This is a genomic window from Kitasatospora sp. NPDC059648, from assembly GCF_042734825.1.
In the GTDB taxonomy this organism is placed as follows: Bacteria; Actinomycetota; Actinomycetes; order Streptomycetales; family Streptomycetaceae; genus Kitasatospora.
This window is the reverse complement of sequence record NZ_JBHWDU010000005.1, coordinates 79,634-95,574: the sequence shown is the minus strand read 5'-3', so window position 1 is coordinate 95,574 and position 15,941 is coordinate 79,634. Positions and strand designations below refer to the sequence as shown.

Sequence of the window (15,941 nt, the reverse complement as noted above, 5' to 3'; positions counted from 1 at the left end):
GGGTGCCGCCGGTCGGCCTGGGGCTCGGCCGGCGTGGCCGGGTCAGTGTTCGCTGTCCAGGCGCGCCATCTGCGCGGCAGCGTACCGGTCACCGGCGGCGGCGCCGGCGGGGACGGCGGCCTCGATGGCGGTGAGGTCGGCGGCGGTCAGGGCGACGTCAAGCGAGCCGAGGGCCTCGGCCAGCCTGTCCCGGCGGCGGGCGCCGACCAGCGGGACGACGTCCTCGCCGCGGGACGAGACCCAGGCGATGGCCACCTGGGCCACGCTGACCCCCTTCGCGTCGGCGACCGCGCGCAGCGCCTCGACCAGGGCGAGGTTGTGGGCCAGGTTGTCGCCCTGGAAGCGCGGGCTGTCGCCGCGGAAGTCGGTGCCGGCGAGCGAGCGGTCCGGCTTCCAGTGGCCGCTGAGCAGGCCGCGCGAGAGCACGCCGTACGCGGTGATGCCGATGCCCAGTTCGCGGGCGGTGGGCAGGATGGCGGCCTCGATCGAGCGGGTGAGCAGGGAGTACTCGATCTGCAGGTCGCTGATCGGGTGGACGGCGGCGGCGCGGCGCAGGGTGTCGGCGCCGACCTCGGACAGGCCGATGTGGCGGACGTAGCCGGCTTTGACCAGGTCCGCGATGGCGCCGACGGTCTCCTCGATCGGGACGTCCGGGTCGAGCCGGGCCGGGCGGTAGACGTCGACGTGGTCGGTGCCCAGGCGGCGCAGGGTGTAGGCGAGCGCGGTCTTGGTTGCGGCCGGGCGGGCGTCGTAGCCGAGCCACTGGCCGTCCGGGCCGCGCTGGGCGCCGAACTTCACGCTGATCTGCACGCTCTCGCGGTCGCGACCGCGCAGGGCCTCGTGGATCAGCAGCTCGTTGTGGCCCATGCCGTAGAAGTCGCCGGTGTCGAGGAGGGTGACCCCGGCGTCTAGGGCGGCGTGGACGGTGGCGATGCTCTCGGTCTCGTCGGCGGGGCCGTAGAGATCGGACATGCCCATGCAGCCGAGGCCGAGGGCGGAGGTGACCGGTCCGGAGGCGCCGAGACGGCGCTGGGCGGGGCGGGGGGTCGAGGCCATGGGAACTCCAGGGGCGAGTGCGGCGCCGGGTGGCGGAGGGCAGTGTGACCCGGGTCTCACTATGACACGGCGCCGAACAGATTTCAAAATCTGTTCGCTGTCTTTTGTCATTTGTTCGCACCGGAGCTCTCGGTGAACGGCTTCCCTGCCGGGGTGCCGTGCCGCCGCTGCCGGAGTTGCTGCGGCCGGGGTTGCCGCAGTCGGGGCACCGCGGCCAGGGGGTGCCGCCCCGTCGGAGGGCTTCCGCCAGGTGTACGGCCCCGGCGAGCGCAGCAGGTACGCCCGGGCGGGCGGGAGGTTGCGCCACACCGTGCTTTCGCCCAGCCCGTACGCGGCCTCGAAGCGGCGCAGCAGCCGCACCACCGCCCGGTGGCGGGCGCCCCGACGGCGCCCCGAGGTGAGGGTGCGCGCGGTGGTGGTACCGAGGTAGCCGAAGTAGGTCAGCTCTCCCCCGGGGGTCAGCAGCCGCAGGTAGAGGTCGAGGATGCCCCGGACCAGGGACGGCTCGAAGTTGGTGAAGGGCAGCCCGGACACGATCACGTCGTACCGTCCGGCGCCGCCCTGGCCGCCCTGGCCCGCGTCCCCGACCGCCTCCGGCAGTTCCTCCACCCGGCACGCCGACAGCCGCAGCCCCACCGCCGGGTGGCGTGCGGCCAGGACCGGGTCCTCGCGCAGCCGGTCGGCGAACCGGGGGTTCGCCTCGACCACGTGCAGCCGGTCGCCCGGACGGAGCACCCGGGCCAGTCGGCGGGTCACCACGCCCGTCCCGGCGCCGACCTCCAGCACCGAGATCGGCCGGTTCGGACGGCTGGCGGCAGGCACCACGAGCGCGGTCACCAGATCGGGCCCGCTCGGCGCAAGGGCGCCGGTGTCGTGGAAGGTGCGCAGCGGCTCGGCGAGGAAGAGCAGGCGGTCCCCGCCGTACGGGGAGGGCTGCGAACCGTGCTGCGGGGGAAGGGAGTCGGCGGTGGGGTGGAGGCGTTCGGTCGTCATGCCGTCGACGCTAGGGAGGCCGTGGTGCCCCGGAACCGGCCGGTGAGCTGCGCCGACCCCCGACGAAAGTCGAGGGAGCAGGTGCCCGGGAGGAGGGGTGCCGGGCCGGCGCCCGCCCGTAGCATCGAGCATGCGGAGGCGAGCGGACGCGACGGGCAGGGGCGGGCGCGGACGGATGCGGAGGGCATGGCCGGGCGCGGAGGGGTGTGGAGGGGGCGAACGGGTACGGCGGGGGCGGGGACGGGTACGGACGGGCGCGAACCGGCGTAAACGGGCCGGGTTCAAGCGGACGGGAGAGCTCGATGCGCACAGGCCTGCTCGGCTGGTACGGCCCGGACAGCAGGCTTTGGCTGGACAGTCTGCTGCTGTTCGGCATCCTCGTGCTCACTGCCGAGGAGGGCCTCTTCCAGTGGCTGCACGCCGACGGCCCGCTGCGCCCGTACCGGACCGCGGTGGCCGCGCTCGCCGCGCTCGCCGCGCTCTCGCTCCTGTTCGCCCGTCGCTCCCCGGCCGCCTCGGCCGTCCTGCCGGTGCTCACCGGCAGTCTTTTCAACCGGGCCTTTCCCGGTCTGTTCAGCATCGCCCACCTCGCCTCCCTCGGCCGGACCGGTCCGGCGGTGGCCGCAGGTGCGGTCATCGTGCTGGTCAGCGCCGCCAGGGCCGACTCCTTGGTCGGCTGGGCGGGCACCACCGGCTCCCAACTCCTCCTCCAGAGCGCCGTGCTGTCCTTCGGGCTGTGGCTGCACGGCCGCCGGGCGCTGATCCGTGCCCTGCACGCACAGGTCGATAGCCTGCGCCGTGAGCGGGAGTTGCGGGCCGAGCAGGCCCGGTCCGCCGAACGCGCCCGGATCGCTCGGGAGATGCACGACGTGCTGGCCCACCGGTTGAGCCTGCTGGTGCTGCACGCCGGAGTGCTGCGCGACCAGGCCCGCGCCGGTACCGTCCTCGCCGACCCGGACCGGCTCACCCATCGCCTCGAACTGCTGCGCACCACCGCCGCGCGCTCGCTCGACGACCTGCGCGACGTGATCGGCGCCCTGCGGGCCGAACCGCTGGAGCGGCCCGCCGTCGGGGACGGACCGTTCGTGCCCGCCGGGCCGGCGCCCAGCCCGCCCGTGCGCGTCCCGGCGCCCGCCCTGGGTGACCTCGCCGACCTGGTCGACGAGGCGAACCAGGCCGGGCAGCAGGTCGAACTCGCCCTGGCCGGCGACCCGGAGGCCGTGCCCACCGCCCACCGGCTGGCCGTCCACCGGGTCGTCCAGGAGGCACTGACCAACGCCCGCAAGCACGCGCACGCCGCGCCCGTCACCGTCCGGGTCGGCTACGGCACGCCGGCGACCACCGTCGAGGTCCGCAACGACCCCGGCGACGCCCCGCCGAACGGGCCGGGCAGCGACGGCGGGTACGGGCTAGTGGGGCTCGGCGAACGGGTCGGCGCGCTGGGCGGGCACCTGGAGGCGGGCCCGGACGGCGCCGGCGGCTTCCGGCTCTCCGCCCGGCTGCCGGCGCCGGACCGGCCGCAGCCCCCGCGCCCGCAGGTCCCTCACCCCCAGCCCCCGCAGTCGGAGGACGCCGCATGATCCGCACGATGGTGGTCGACGACGACGCGCTGGTGCGCCTCGGGCTGGTCGACCTCCTCGCCCAGGACCCGGCGCTGACCGTGGTCGCCGAGGCCGCCGACGGGCTGCAGGCCGTCGAGCTGGCCCGCGGCCACCGGATCGACGTCGCGCTGATGGACATCCGGATGCCCCGGCTCGACGGGATCGCCGCCACCCGCCGCCTGCGCCAACTCCCCGACGCTCCCCGGATCATCGCGCTCACCACCTTCGATTTGGACGAGTACGTGTACCAGGCGCTCGCCGCCGGAGCCGACGGCTTCCTGCTCAAGGACACCCCGCCCGCGGAGATCGCCCGGGCCGTGCACGTGGTCGCCTCCGGGCAGGGGATGCTGCACCCCGCGGCCGCGCGACGGCTGATCGACCGGTACCACCGGGTCGGCGCGCCCCGGGCGGTGGCCGCCCGGAGGCGGATCGCCGGGCTCACCCCGCGCGAGACCGACGTGCTGCGCGAACTCGCCGACGGGCTGTCCAACGCGGAGATCGCGGGCGTGCTGGGGATGCGGGAGAGCACCGTCAAGGCGCACGTCAGCCGGATCCTGACCGCGCTCGCGGTGGCCAACCGGGTCCAGGCCGCGCTGCTCGCGCGCGATGCGGGGCTGGTCGGGGACGGTGTGTGACGGCGGGCGCTCGCGAGGGCAGGGCGGGGCGCAGCGTCGGTCGGCGTTCACGCGGATGTTCTCCCGAGGTCGGTTCGGGCCGCGGCGCGGGCTTCCCTGAGCCGTCGCGTGCCTCCGGTTGGTACCGCCCGCTGAGCCGTTGTCACCCATCCGGCGTGGAAATGCCGTGCCTTGCCGGTTTGCGCTGCCGAACCCGGGCGGCGGGTCCATGGTGGAGATGGGCGTGATCCGGCGACCGCGCCCGCGCGCCGATCCAGGCCCGCGCGCCGAGCGCCCGCCGCTTCCTCCGACGGGTGACCGAGGCCGGGGCCCGCACCGGCACGCTGGGAACAGGGCCACCTCGCAGGAAACCGAACGGTTCTTCTAGGCTCACATCTCGGCTTCCCTGCGGCGGTCCGGCCACTGCGCCCGCCGTGAGGAAGCCGCCGTGCACGGGGCTCCGGGCGGACCGGGGCACCGGATCGAGCGAGGAGGACGCAATGCCAAGCACGCCGCCCAGCCGTTCCACCGCACTTGGGCCGGACGGGCCGTTCCGACGGGCCGTCCGACCTCCGGGCCGCCCGGTGCGATCCGGCCGGGCCTGGTACCCGGGCGGGAGCGGTCGCCCGGTCCGGCCGCTGAATACCGGCTGCGGCCGCGGAGGCGAGCGTTGAGTCCCCAGATCGTCGGGCCGCCGGCCGCACCGGGTGCTGCCGCGGAGCCCGACCGCGTACCGGGGGCGGTCCCGGCCGCCGCCGACGGTGAGGGCCTGGCCGCCGCTGCCGGTCCTGCGGTGGGCCCGGCCGCCGCTCCTGTCGCGGCCGTCGCCTCCGGCACCACTGCGGCGCTGCCCGGGCTGCCGCAGGCGCTCAGCGCCCGGGCCCGTACCCTCGCGGGGGCCGTCCGGCGGCGCTGCGCGGACCTGGCCCGAATCGAGTCGCCGAGCGGCGACGCTCCCCGACTCGACGCGCTTGCCGAGGAGTTGGCCGACGGGTTCCGCGCCACCGGGGCCACCGCCCGCCGAGAACCCGGGCCGGCCGGTGACCATCTGGTGATCGAGTGGCAGGGCCGGGACGAGTCCCTGCCGCACCTGCTGGTCGTCGGCCACCACGACACCGTCTGGCCGGTCGGCACCCTGGCGGACTGGCCGGTGGCCGAGCAGGACGGGCGGCTCACCGGGCCAGGTGTGGTCGACATGAAGGGCGGACTCGCCGTCCTGGAGGGCGCGTTGGCGCTGCTCGCGGACCTGGGGGAGCGGCCGCACCGCACCGTGCGGCTGGTCGTGGTGTCCGACGAGGAGGTCGGCAGCCCGGACGGGCGGCGCCTCGTCGAGCGCCAACTGCGCGGTGCGGCGGCCGCCCTGGGGCTGGAACCGCCGCATCCGGACGGGCGGCTGAAGACCGCGCGGCGCGGTAGCACCCGGGTGCGCCTCACCGTCACCGGGCGGGAGGCCCATGCGGGCAACGACGCCCACGACGGGGTGTCGGCGGTGGACGAGCTCGTCGACCAGCTGGTGCTGGTCCGCGGCCTCGCCGGACAGCCCGGTACGGAGCTCAACGCCGGTCGGATCAGCGGTGGTTCGCGGGCCAACGTGATCGCCGGACGAGCCGAGGCCGAACTGGGCCTGCGGTTCTCCACCGCGGAGGCACAGCGCCGCACGCTGGACAACCTCGCCCGGCTGACCGCGCTGCGGCCGGGCGCGCGGGTGCGTACGGAGGTGCTGTCCAGCCGGCCGGCCTGGCCCGAGCGGACCGGCAATCCGCTGCTGCGGCACGTGCGTTCGCTCGCGGCGGTGCTCGGGCAGCAGTTGGACGGCGCCCCGGCGGGCGGGGCCGGGGACACCAATCTGCCCGGCTCGCGCGGGCTCCCGACGCTGGACGGCTTCGGCGCGGTGGGCGCCGGTGCGCACGCCCGGCACGAGTACATCCGGCTGGACCAGCTCGCTCCGCGGATCGCCCTGCTGGCGGCGCTGCTGGCCGTTCCGCTGCCCCGGCTGCGTGATCGCGGGGAGGGATGAGCCGGGACAGGTCGGCCGAGGGCGGACGGCGGACGGCGGACGGCGGAGGGCGGACGGCGGAGGGCTGACGACTGTCAGCCGGCGGCTGCCAGCTGACAGAAAACGGAAGACGGCGAACGGATAACAGATGACGGATGACAGCTGACAGATTTCAGACTCTGTCAGCTGTCACCCGTTTTCCCCACTCCCTTGCCATCCCTCCGTCCCGCCACGCAGAATGGTACCGACCGAACGGTCAGTCGGTTGGCGCACCGGCGCCGGCGCACAGGGCCGGTGGGGGAGCCAGAGCAGGGAACACGAGAGGGGACCGTGGTGACAGCAGAGGTGGCCGAGGCGGTCCCGGCGCAGACGCCGGAGGACCGCTTCGACGCGGTGATCGCCGCCGAGCAGCGGATCGAACCCAGGGACTGGATGCCCGACGCCTACCGGGCCACCCTGATCCGCCAGATCGCCCAGCACGCCCACTCCGAGATCATCGGCATGCAGCCAGAGGGCAACTGGCTCACTCGGGCCCCCTCGCTGCGCCGCAAGGCCATCCTGCTGGCCAAGGCCCAGGACGAGGCGGGCCACGGCCTCTACCTCTACGCGGCCGCCGAGACCCTCGGCGTTGACCGGGCCGAGCTCACCGAGAAGCTGATCAGCGGCCGCCAGAAGTACTCCTCGATCTTCAACTACCCCACCCTCACCTTCGCCGACGTCGGCGTGATCGGCTGGTTGGTGGACGGCGCCGCGATCTGCAACCAGGTCCCGCTCTGCCGCTGCAGCTACGGCCCGTACGCCCGCGCGATGGTGCGGATCTGCAAGGAGGAGTCCTTCCACCAGCGCCAGGGCTACGAGCTCCTGATGACCCTGATGCGCGGCACCGAGTCCCAGCGCCGGATGGTCCAGGACGCGGTGGACCGCTGGTGGTGGCCGTCGCTGATGATGTTCGGCCCCTCGGACGCCGAATCGCCGAACACCGCCCGCTCGATGGCCTGGCGGATCAAGCGCCACACCAACGACGAACTCCGTCAGCGCTTCGTCGACATGACCGTCCCGCAGGCCGAGCACCTGGGCGTCACCCTCCCCGACCCCGAGCTGCGCTGGAACGAGGAGCGCGGCGGCTGGGACTTCGGCGAGCCCGACTGGTCCGAGCTGACCAGGGTCATCCACGGCCAGGGCCCCTGTAACGCCCAGCGGGTCGACCGACGCCGGGCCGCGCACGAGGACGGTGCCTGGGTGCGCGAGGCGGCCGTTGCCTACGCCGCCAAGCGCGCCGCCGAACAAGCCCCACCCGCCGAGCGGCCCACCCCCGAACAGGAGAACTGAACGTGACCGAGTCCAAGGCCGACTGGCCGCTGTACGAGGTGTTCGTCCGCCCCCGGCGCGGCCTGAACCACGTCCACGTCGGCTCGCTGCACGCCTCCGACGACCGGATGGCCCTGCTCGCCGCCCGTGACCTGTACACCCGCCGCAACGAGGGCGTCAGCCTGTGGGTGGTCCGCTCGGACGCGATCACCGCCTCCACCCCGGACGAGCGCGACCCGTTCTTCGAGCCCAGCGGTGACAAGGTCTACCGCCACCCGACCTTCTACGACATCCCCGAGGATGTCCCGCACATCTGACGGGGGAGCCACCGTGCACGACCACACCACGTCCACCACCGAGGACGACCATGTCTACCTCAGCCTCGCCGGAGCCACCCCCGGCCCCGAGGGCGAGGGCCGCTGGGCGTACGGGACGGGCTTCGCCGACCCGCTGCTCGGCGTGGACACCGCCCTGCCCGCCGGCCTGGCCGGTGACGACCTCGCCGCCTACTGCCAGATGCTCGGCGACGACGCCCTCGTCCTCGCGCAGCGGCTGATCGAGTGGTGCACCCGGGCGCCCGAGCTCGAGGAGGAGGTCGCGCTCGCCAACCTCGGCCTCGACCTGCTCGGCCAGGCCCGGCTGCTGCTCACCCGGGCCGGCCAGGCCGACGGTTCCGGCCGCACCGAGGACGACCTGGCGTACCGGCGGGAGGAGCACGAGTTCCGCAACGTCCGCCTGGTGGAGACCCCGAACGGCGACTTCGCGTACTCGATCGCCCGACTGCTGCTGTTCTCCACCGCCCGTGGCGCGCTGTACGAGGCGCTGGGCCCGCACCCCGACCCGGTGCTGGCCGCGGTCGCTGCCCGGGGCGTCAAGGAGCTGGCGTACCACCGCGAGTACGCCACCGCCTGGACGCTGCGGCTCGGCGACGGCACGCCGTACTCGGCGGAGCGGATGCAGGCCGGGCTGGACGCGGTCTGGCCGCTGCTGGAGGAGCTGTTCACCGCGCACCCGGTGGAGCTGCGGGTCGGCGTCGACCCGGCGCAGCTGCGCGAGCCGGTGCTGCGCGAGCTGGCCGCCGTGATCGCCGAGGCCGGGCTGACCGTGCCGGACGTCCCGCCGCTGGCCACCGTCCTGGGCCGGGCCGGCCGGGACGGGGTGCACACCGAGGCGCTCGGCCCGCTGCTCGCCGAGCTGCAGGTGGTGGCCCGCGCACACCCGGGGGCGACGTGGTGACCGGCACGGCCGGGACCACCGGCACGGCCGGGACCGCCGGGACCGCCGGGACCCCCGGCACCGCAGGCTCGACCGGGACGGCCGGCTCCGCCGGCACCGCCCGCGACCTGGCCTGGTCGGTCGCCGCAGCCGTCCCGGACCCGGAGCTGCCGATGCTCACCCTGGCCGACCTGGGCGTGCTGGCCGAAGTCGGGGTGGACGGCGACAGCGGCGCGGTGACCGCCTGGCTGACCCCGACCTACTCGGGCTGCCCGGCCGTCGCCGAGATGGCCGCCGACGTCGACCGCCGGCTGCGCGCCGCCGGGTACCCGGACGTACGGGTGCGGCTGCGGCTGGACCCGCCGTGGTCCACCGACCTGATCACCGCGGAGGGCCGCCGCAAGCTCGTCGAGGCGGGTATCGCCCCGCCGCGCCCGACCTCGGCCGGCGAGTCCGCGCCCGGTCCCGTTCCGCTCGCCCTCGGCCCCACCCGCAGGGGAGCCGCGGCCCCCGTGCCCTGCCCGCACTGCGGCGGCACCGACACCGAGGAGCTGTCCCGCTTCGGCTCCACCGCCTGCAAGGCGCTCTGGCGCTGCCGCGCCTGCCGCGAGCCGTTCGAACGCGTCAAGGAGATCTGAGAATGCCCGCCGCCTCGCCCGCCTCCGCCGCCTCGCCCACCGCAGTCACGGGTGCCACGGCGTCCGCCGGTCCCGCGACTTCCTCGGAGGCCGTCCGCCCGGCCCGCCGCCCGACCTTCCACTCGCTGCGGATCGAGCGGGTGGAGCGGCTGTGCGAGGACGCCGTGGCGGTGACCTTCGCGGTGCCGGACGGCCTGACGGCCGCGTACGCGTTCCGGCCCGGGCAGACCCTGACCCTGCGCAAGGTGGTGGACGGCGCCGACGAGCGCCGCTCGTACTCGATCTGCGCTCCCGTCGGAGGGCCGCTGCGGATCGCCGTCCGCGAGGTGCCCGGCGGGCTCTTCTCGCGTTGGCTGGTGCGCGAGGCCCGGCCCGGGGAGGAGGTCGAGGTGCTGACCCCGTCCGGCCTGTTCACCCCCGAACTCGGGGTCCCCTCGGACCACGTGCTGCTCGCGGCCGGCTCCGGCATCACCCCGATGCTGTCGATCGCCGCCTCGGTGCTGGCCGCCGACCGCCGCTCCACCGTCACCCTGCTCTACGGCAACCGGCGCAGCGACACCGTGATGTTCGCGGACGAGCTGGCCGACCTGAAGGACCGCTACCTCGGCCGCTTCCAGCTGGTGCACGTGCTCTCCCGGGAGACCAGGGACGCCGAACTGCTCAGCGGACGGCTGGACCCGGAGCGGGTCCGGGCGCTGCTGACGGCCCTGGTGGACGTCGGCGGCGTCGGCCACTGGTGGCTGTGCGGCCCGTTCGGCATGGTCGCCGGAGCGAAGGAGCTGCTCGCCGAGCTGCAGGTGCCGGGCGAGCGGGTGCACCAGGAGCTGTTCCACGCCGAGGACGAGCCGCTCGCCGAGCGCGACGAGGACTGGGACCGCGCGGACGGCGACGCCGAGGGCGCGCCCGGCGAGCGCAGCGAGGTCACCGTCGTCCTCGACGGGCGCGGCAGCACCCTCACCCTCCCGCGCGACCGTTCGATCCTGGACGGCGCCCAGCGCTCCCGGCCTGACCTGCCGTTCGCCTGCAAGGGCGGCGTCTGCGGCACCTGCCGGGCCCTGGTCACCGAGGGCGAGGTGGAGATGCGCCGCAACTTCGCGCTGGAGGAGAAGGAGCTCGCGGCCGGCTACGTCCTCACCTGCCAGGCCCGCCCGCTCACCGACCGGGTCACGGTCGACTACGACCGCTGAACGGCCTTCACCCCCCGAGGATTTCGGTGCGGTGAACCGCGAAGACGTCGGTGAGCGCCGTCGGCCCCGCCCGCGCAGTCGGCGGGCGGTGCCGTCGTCCGCGACCTCCAACCAGCCGGCGCGCCGGAACGGGTCGTTCTCGCCTCGGTGGGTCGGGTCGGCGCCGCCGGTCAGACCGCGGCCGGGGCGGGCTGCTTCGCCGGGTCCCCGAGCAGCTTGACCAGGTCGTTGACGGCGGTGCGACCGGCCCGGTTGGCGCCGATGGTGCTGGCGGACGGGCCGTAGCCGACCAGGTGGACGCGGGGGTCGGCGGTGGCGCGGGTGCCGGTGAGCGCGATGCCGCCGCCGGGGGAGCGCAGGCCGAGCGGGGCGAGGTGGCCGACCTCGGGACGGAAGCCGGTGGCCCAGACGATCGCGTCCACGGCAGTCTCCTCGTCGCCCCAGGCCACCCCGTGCTCGGTGAGCCGGTCGAACATCGGCCGACGGTGCAGTGCGCCCAACTCCTGCGCCCGGCGGTAGGCGACGGAGGGCCCGAGGCCGGTCACGCTCACCACGCTGCGCACCGGCAGCCCCTGGCGGACGCGCTCCTCGACCTTGGCGACCACCGCGCGACCGTACTCGGGGGTGAACGGACCCTCGTGATAGACGGGTTCGGAGCGGGTGACCCAGATCGTCTCGCCGACCACCGCCACCTCCGACAGCACCTGGATCGCCGAGGCGCCGCCGCCCACCACCAGGACGCGCTTCCCGGCGAACTCCTCGGGGCCGCGGTACTCGGCGTAGTGCAGCTGACGGCCCGCGAAGCGGCCGGGGTAGCGCGGGAGGAAGGGGCGGGTCCAGGTGCCGGTGGCGTTGACCAGCGCGCGGGCGGACCAGGCGCCGCGGTCGGTCTCGACCAGCAGCCGGGAGTCAGGGCGCTCGGACTCGGCGCGTACAGCGCGAACCGCGACCGGGCGCACCACCGGGAGCGCGTGCCGGGCCTCGTACGCCGAGAAGTATCCCGGCACCACCTCGCGCGCGCTGGCCTCGGGGTCGGGCGACGGGAGCTCGGCGTCCGGGAGGTCGTGGAAGCCGTGCACGGTGGCCATCCGCAGGGACGGCGAGCGGTGCGCCCAGGCGCCGCCGGGGGTGGCGTTGGCGTCGAGGACGACGAAGCCGCCGTCGACGCCTTCCCGGTAGGGGGCGAAGCCGCGGCGGCGGAGGTGGTAGGCGGCGGACAGGCCCGCCTGTCCGGCGCCCACCACCAGGACGTCCACGCGCCGCTGTCCAGCCTCGTTGGTTGCGCCGTAAACAGTCACGCCCATGAAACATCGGGGATCGGCTGGCTGTTCCCGCGACCGGTTCCGACGGGGCGCCGACTGCGCCGACTGCGCCGACTGCGCCGAGGGGGCGGCGGGGGGCGGCGGTAGGCGCGCGGCGGCGGGCCTCAGCCGACCGGGGAGATCACCACGGCGGTGCCGTACGCGCACACCTCGGTGCCGACGTCCGCCGCCTCGGTCACGTCGAAGCGCATCATCAGGACGGCGTTGCCGCCGCGCGCCTTGGTCTGCTCCACCAGCCGCTGCATCGCCTCGTTGCGGCTCTCCACCAGGGTCTTCGTCAGACCGCGCAGTTCGCCGCCGATCAGGGACTTCAGCCCGGCGCCGATCTGGCTGCCGATGTGCCGGCTGCGGACGGTCAGTCCGAAGACCTCGCCGATCACGTGGTCGACCCGGAAGCCGGGGATGTCGTTGGTGGTCACGACCAGGACGTCGGCGTTCGGGCCCTGCCCGCCGCCGAACTCGTTGATGTCAGCCATGGGGCCCATCCTGCCGGGGTGGTGCGTTCGAGTGACAGAGGCGCGGCGGGGAGGTGGCCGAGAAGCTCTCCGGAAGCTGGTTCAGACCGGTGATCGGGCGGCGGAAAAGCCGTACCGTAGCCCCATGGGCGAGCGAAGCGATCATCCGCAGGGGCCGGGCGCGGCAGAGTACTCCGGCGCGCCGGAGATCGAGGCGACCGTGGTGCTGGGCCTGCGGATCACCGACTGGCCGGCGCTGCGCGCGGCCGCGATCAGGGCCGTCGAGGAACTGGACTTCGAGGGCATCGACCCGGCCGGCCAGCGCCGCGAACTGCTGCGCGAGGTCGCCGAGGACGCCAACGCGGCGCTCGGCGCGCTGCTGCACCCCGACCGGCTGGTCGCCGCGATCCCCGGGGTCGAGGCGATCGGCGGCACGCTGGAGATCAGCGTCACCGAGGACTTCACGCCGGACTTCGCCGAACTGTTCCCGCTGGACGGCGAGGACGAGGACGGCGGCGCGGGCGCGGACTGGACCCTCACCCCGCGCACCGCCTGCCTGCTGCACGCCCAGTTGCTCGGCCTGGCCGATGCCGCCTACGACGACCTCGACGAACACGGGGACGAGCCGGTCGTCGACGGCGAGGACGTGGACTGGACGGTCTTCGCCCGGCTGCCCCAACGCACTTGGCGGCTCCACCGGGGCTGGCGGCGTGCGATGGCCCGCACCTTCGACGACCTCGCCGACGACCTCGCCCTCGGCGAGTGGCCGCTGCCGCGCTGCCTGGCCGAGGAGATCGCGCTGCGGATGGCGCTGGTGGATGCCCGGGCGCTGCTCGGCTCCCAGCCCGAGTCGGTGGCCGACATGATGGGCGACCTGCCGGCCGACCTGTACGACTACGACTGGGACGGCTGCCACGACGAACTGTTCGGCGTGTACGGGCCGGACGACGGGGACCCGGAGCTCGGCGCGGAGCAGCGCACCGAAGTGCTGCTGGCGGCCACGCACCCCGAGGGGTGGTTCCTGATGTACGAGGACGCGGAGGAGCGGGACCCGCAGCGCGGCTACCGGCGCTGAGCGGACGCCGGCCGCTCCTGCGGTTCGCGGTCCGGGCGGCGCTGTGGGCGGGCGGCTAGGCTGCGGGTATGTCCGATGTGTCTGGTGTGAGAGGTACGCCCTCGGGGGAGTCGGCGGAGCCGGAGAGGTCCGGGCGGCCCGGCCCGGAACGGTCTGTTCCGGGGGAGCCCGGGGCCGGGGAGTCGGCACTGGGTCGGTTCGAGCTCGGGCTGAACGGCGTACGGGCGGCGCAGCGCGGCCGGACCGCCGAGGCGCGGGCCAGCTTCGAGGCGCTGTGGGAGGAACTGGGAGAACGGGACGTCTTCCACCGCTGCGTCCTGGCGCACTATCTGGCCGACCTCCAGGACGACCCCAGGGCCGAGTTGGAGTGGGACCGGCGGGCCCTCGCGGCGGCCGACTCGCTGACCGCCGAGCGGGCCGCGACGTACGAGTCCGCCCTCCAGGTCCGGGCGTTCTTCCCCTCGTTGCACCTCAACCTGGCCTCCGACCACCTCAAGCTCGGTGAGCCCGACCTCGCGCGCGAGCAGCTCGAACGGGCGGTGCGTAGCCTGGACGCGCTGCCGGAGGACGCCTACAGCGCGGGGATCCGGGCGGCGGTGGACGAGCTCCGGCAGCGGTTGCGCTGATTCCCCCCGGGGCAGCGGGGCAGCGGGGTCGCGAGGTCGCGAGGTCGCGAGGTCGCGGGGGAGTCCGGAGCGGTCCGGGGGCGGCCCGGGTCGGTGGGGGCGGGGCTGGCATGCTGGACGGGTGACTTCTCCGTTCGATGCCCCGGCCGCCGTTCCCGCTCCCGATGACGCACCCGACCCCGCGGACCGCGACGCGTTGCCCCAGTACGTGCTGCCGCTGGTCGTCCGGCTGGAGCGGGCGACGCCGCCGGGGCGGACGGACGCGCTGGAGACCTCGGCGCGGGCGGTGCTGACGCTGCTCGCCGACTCCCGGGTGACCGAGGTGGACGGCGAGTGGGCGGAGCGGGTCGCGGCCTGGGAGGACGCCCGGATCCGCAAGGTGGTCCGACGGGCAAGGGGCGGGGAGTGGCGTCGGGCGGGGGAGCTGCCCGGCATCACGGTGCGGGGGCGGGAGGCGGAGGTGCGGGTGTTCCCGCCGATCCCGCTGGACGGCTGGCCGAAGGAGCTGGCCAAGCTGCAGGTCTCCGGCACGGATCTGGAGGAGAACACCGAGGTCGGCAGGCCCGAGCCGGGGATGCCGGTGCTGTGGCTCAACCCTGAGCTGGAGATGAGCGCGGGCAAGACGATGGCCCAGACCGGGCACGCGGCGCAGCTCGCGTGGTGGCGGCTGGACGAGGCGCAGCGCAAGGAGTGGACGGAGTCGGGCTTCGCGCTCGCGGTCCGCACGGCTGCGCCGGAGGCATGGGAGGAACTGGTCCGCAGCGGGCTGCCGGTGGTCCAGGACGCGGGCTTCACGGAGATCGCGCCGGGCAGTTGCACGGTGATCGCGGAGCATCCGGCGCTGCGGTGACCAGTGGCGCTGGGGCGGGTGGCGGACCGCGGACCGCGGACCGCCAAGTGAACAGCCGACCGCCGAACGGCTGGCAGCCGATCGCTGAGAGCCGACAACTGACAGAGAACAGATGACAGCGAACAGATGACAGCTTTCGAAATCTGTCATCTGTTCGCTGTTGCCTGTCTGCTGTTCGCTGCCCTCCGCCGGAAGCCCGCGCCCCCGTGGCCCCCGTGGCCCCCGTCGCTCCCCGCCCCGCGCGCCCGTCCGCTACTCGCCCGTGGCCTGGTAGCGCCGCATCGCCCGGAGGCCCCCCACCACCGCCGCGGTCGTCCAGAGCGCCATGATCAGCAGGCCCGTCCAGTGGCCGTAGTGGATCCCCGCTTCCGTCTGGGTGCGCATCGCGTACAGGCCGGCCCGGTCGGGCAGGAACTGGCCGACCTCGCGGACGCCGGGGATCGCGGCCAGCCACGTGGTGCCGAGGAACACCATCGGCGTGAGCAGGCCGAGCGCCGCGCTGAAGTTGCCCAGCATCGCGGTCAGTCCGAGGCAGATCAGCACCATCATCGGGTGGTAGAGCACGCCGGCCAGGAAGCTGCGGGCCAGCCCTGGGGTGGAGAAGTCGAGGCCGACGGTGGCGTCGACGGCGAGGAAGCAGCCGGCCGTGGAGACCAGCCCCACCAGCAGGCCCAGCCCGGCGCCGAGCGCGAGCTTGGCGCCGTACAGGCGGCCGCGCCGGGGAACGGCGGTGAGCGAGGTGCCCATCATCCGGGTGTTGAACTCCTGCCCGACCAGCAGGATCCCGAGGCAGGCCACCGCGACGTGGCCGAACAGCAGGCCGTAGTAGATCCCTCCGGCCGGGTCCTCGCCGGGAGTGTGGTCCTTCGCCCCGTAAGCCGCGTTGACGGCTGCGGTGACGCCGACGGTCAGTGCCACGGCGGTCAGCGGCGCCGCCCACTGCGAGGGCAGTGTGGTGAACTTGATCCGTTCGGCGCGCAGGGCGTTGCCGATGCTCATCCTCAA

15 protein-coding genes are annotated in these 15,941 nt (G+C 74.7%); 11 read left to right on the top strand and 4 right to left on the bottom strand.

What is annotated here, in order from left to right; genetic code table 11:
* Positions 1-42: 42 nt before the first annotated feature.
* The gene (locus ACFV1W_RS05355; RefSeq protein ID WP_380413451.1) at positions 43-1,056 is read right to left on the bottom strand and encodes an aldo/keto reductase; all 1,014 of its coding nucleotides are present in this window, start codon (positions 1,054-1,056) and stop codon (positions 43-45) included.
* A gap of 1,295 nt (positions 1,057-2,351) precedes the next feature.
* Here ACFV1W_RS05355 and ACFV1W_RS05350 point away from each other — a divergent pair.
* The 8 genes from ACFV1W_RS05350 (at position 2,352) to paaE (ending at position 10,608) form a co-directional block, all read left to right on the top strand.
* Entirely contained in the window at positions 2,352-3,629 is a 1,278-nt protein-coding gene (locus tag ACFV1W_RS05350; RefSeq protein WP_380413307.1) for a sensor histidine kinase, read from the top strand.
* The gene (locus ACFV1W_RS05345) at positions 3,626-4,285 is read left to right on the top strand and encodes a response regulator (RefSeq protein ID WP_380413305.1); all 660 of its coding nucleotides are present in this window, start codon (positions 3,626-3,628) and stop codon (positions 4,283-4,285) included. Before ACFV1W_RS05350 ends, ACFV1W_RS05345 begins: the two co-directional genes overlap by 4 nt.
* Positions 4,286-4,934: 649 nt before the next feature.
* Entirely contained in the window at positions 4,935-6,281 is a 1,347-nt protein-coding gene (locus ACFV1W_RS05340) for a M20 family metallopeptidase (RefSeq protein WP_380413304.1), read from the top strand.
* A 309-nt stretch (positions 6,282-6,590) separates the two neighbouring features.
* Positions 6,591-7,589 (top strand): 1,2-phenylacetyl-CoA epoxidase subunit PaaA, encoded by a 999-nt coding sequence (gene paaA, locus ACFV1W_RS05335; RefSeq protein WP_380413303.1) that lies wholly within the window; start codon positions 6,591-6,593, stop codon positions 7,587-7,589.
* 2 nt (positions 7,590-7,591) lie between these two features.
* Positions 7,592-7,885, top strand: coding sequence for a 1,2-phenylacetyl-CoA epoxidase subunit PaaB (paaB, locus tag ACFV1W_RS05330; RefSeq protein WP_380413301.1), 294 nt, complete (start codon positions 7,592-7,594; stop codon positions 7,883-7,885).
* Positions 7,869-8,804 carry a 1,2-phenylacetyl-CoA epoxidase subunit PaaC gene (paaC, locus tag ACFV1W_RS05325; protein ID WP_380413299.1) on the top strand — a complete coding sequence of 312 codons (936 nt, stop codon included), beginning with the start codon at positions 7,869-7,871 and terminating at the stop codon, positions 8,802-8,804. The genes paaB and paaC overlap by 17 nt, the downstream gene beginning before the upstream one ends.
* Positions 8,805-8,911: 107 nt before the next feature.
* Complete coding sequence (gene paaD / locus ACFV1W_RS05320; protein ID WP_380413449.1) at positions 8,912-9,421, top strand: 1,2-phenylacetyl-CoA epoxidase subunit PaaD; 510 nt, start codon at positions 8,912-8,914, stop codon at positions 9,419-9,421.
* Between the two features lie 2 nt (positions 9,422-9,423).
* Positions 9,424-10,608 carry a 1,2-phenylacetyl-CoA epoxidase subunit PaaE gene (gene paaE / locus ACFV1W_RS05315; protein ID WP_380413297.1) on the top strand — a complete coding sequence of 395 codons (1,185 nt, stop codon included), beginning with the start codon at positions 9,424-9,426 and terminating at the stop codon, positions 10,606-10,608.
* 170 nt (positions 10,609-10,778) lie between these two features.
* On the opposite strand, the gene ACFV1W_RS05310 is transcribed toward paaE, so the two are convergent.
* Both ACFV1W_RS05310 and ACFV1W_RS05305 read right to left on the bottom strand, forming a co-directional pair.
* Positions 10,779-11,912 carry an NAD(P)-binding domain-containing protein gene (locus ACFV1W_RS05310; RefSeq protein ID WP_380413295.1) on the bottom strand — a complete coding sequence of 378 codons (1,134 nt, stop codon included), beginning with the start codon at positions 11,910-11,912 and terminating at the stop codon, positions 10,779-10,781.
* Positions 11,913-12,034: 122 nt separating this feature from the next.
* Positions 12,035-12,406 carry a YbjQ family protein gene (locus tag ACFV1W_RS05305; protein ID WP_380413293.1) on the bottom strand — a complete coding sequence of 124 codons (372 nt, stop codon included), beginning with the start codon at positions 12,404-12,406 and terminating at the stop codon, positions 12,035-12,037.
* Positions 12,407-12,530: 124 nt separating this feature from the next.
* On the opposite strand from ACFV1W_RS05305, the gene ACFV1W_RS05300 reads away from it, so the two are divergent.
* From ACFV1W_RS05300 to ACFV1W_RS05290, 3 genes are all read left to right on the top strand, one after another.
* Positions 12,531-13,460, top strand: a complete 930-nt coding sequence (locus ACFV1W_RS05300; RefSeq protein WP_380413291.1) for a hypothetical protein — start codon at positions 12,531-12,533, stop codon at positions 13,458-13,460.
* Positions 13,461-13,528: 68 nt separating this feature from the next.
* A complete protein-coding gene (locus tag ACFV1W_RS05295; protein WP_380413289.1) occupies positions 13,529-14,086 on the top strand; it encodes a hypothetical protein in 558 nt (185 codons plus the stop codon).
* A 121-nt stretch (positions 14,087-14,207) separates the two neighbouring features.
* On the top strand, positions 14,208-14,936 hold the full coding sequence (locus ACFV1W_RS05290) for an aminoacyl-tRNA hydrolase (RefSeq protein ID WP_380413287.1): 729 nt from the start codon (positions 14,208-14,210) through the stop codon (positions 14,934-14,936).
* A gap of 252 nt (positions 14,937-15,188) precedes the next feature.
* Here the strand turns inward: ACFV1W_RS05290 and ACFV1W_RS05285 are convergent, their stop codons facing one another.
* The gene (locus ACFV1W_RS05285; protein WP_380413285.1) at positions 15,189-15,935 is read right to left on the bottom strand and encodes a hypothetical protein; all 747 of its coding nucleotides are present in this window, start codon (positions 15,933-15,935) and stop codon (positions 15,189-15,191) included.
* Positions 15,936-15,941: the final 6 nt, after the last annotated feature.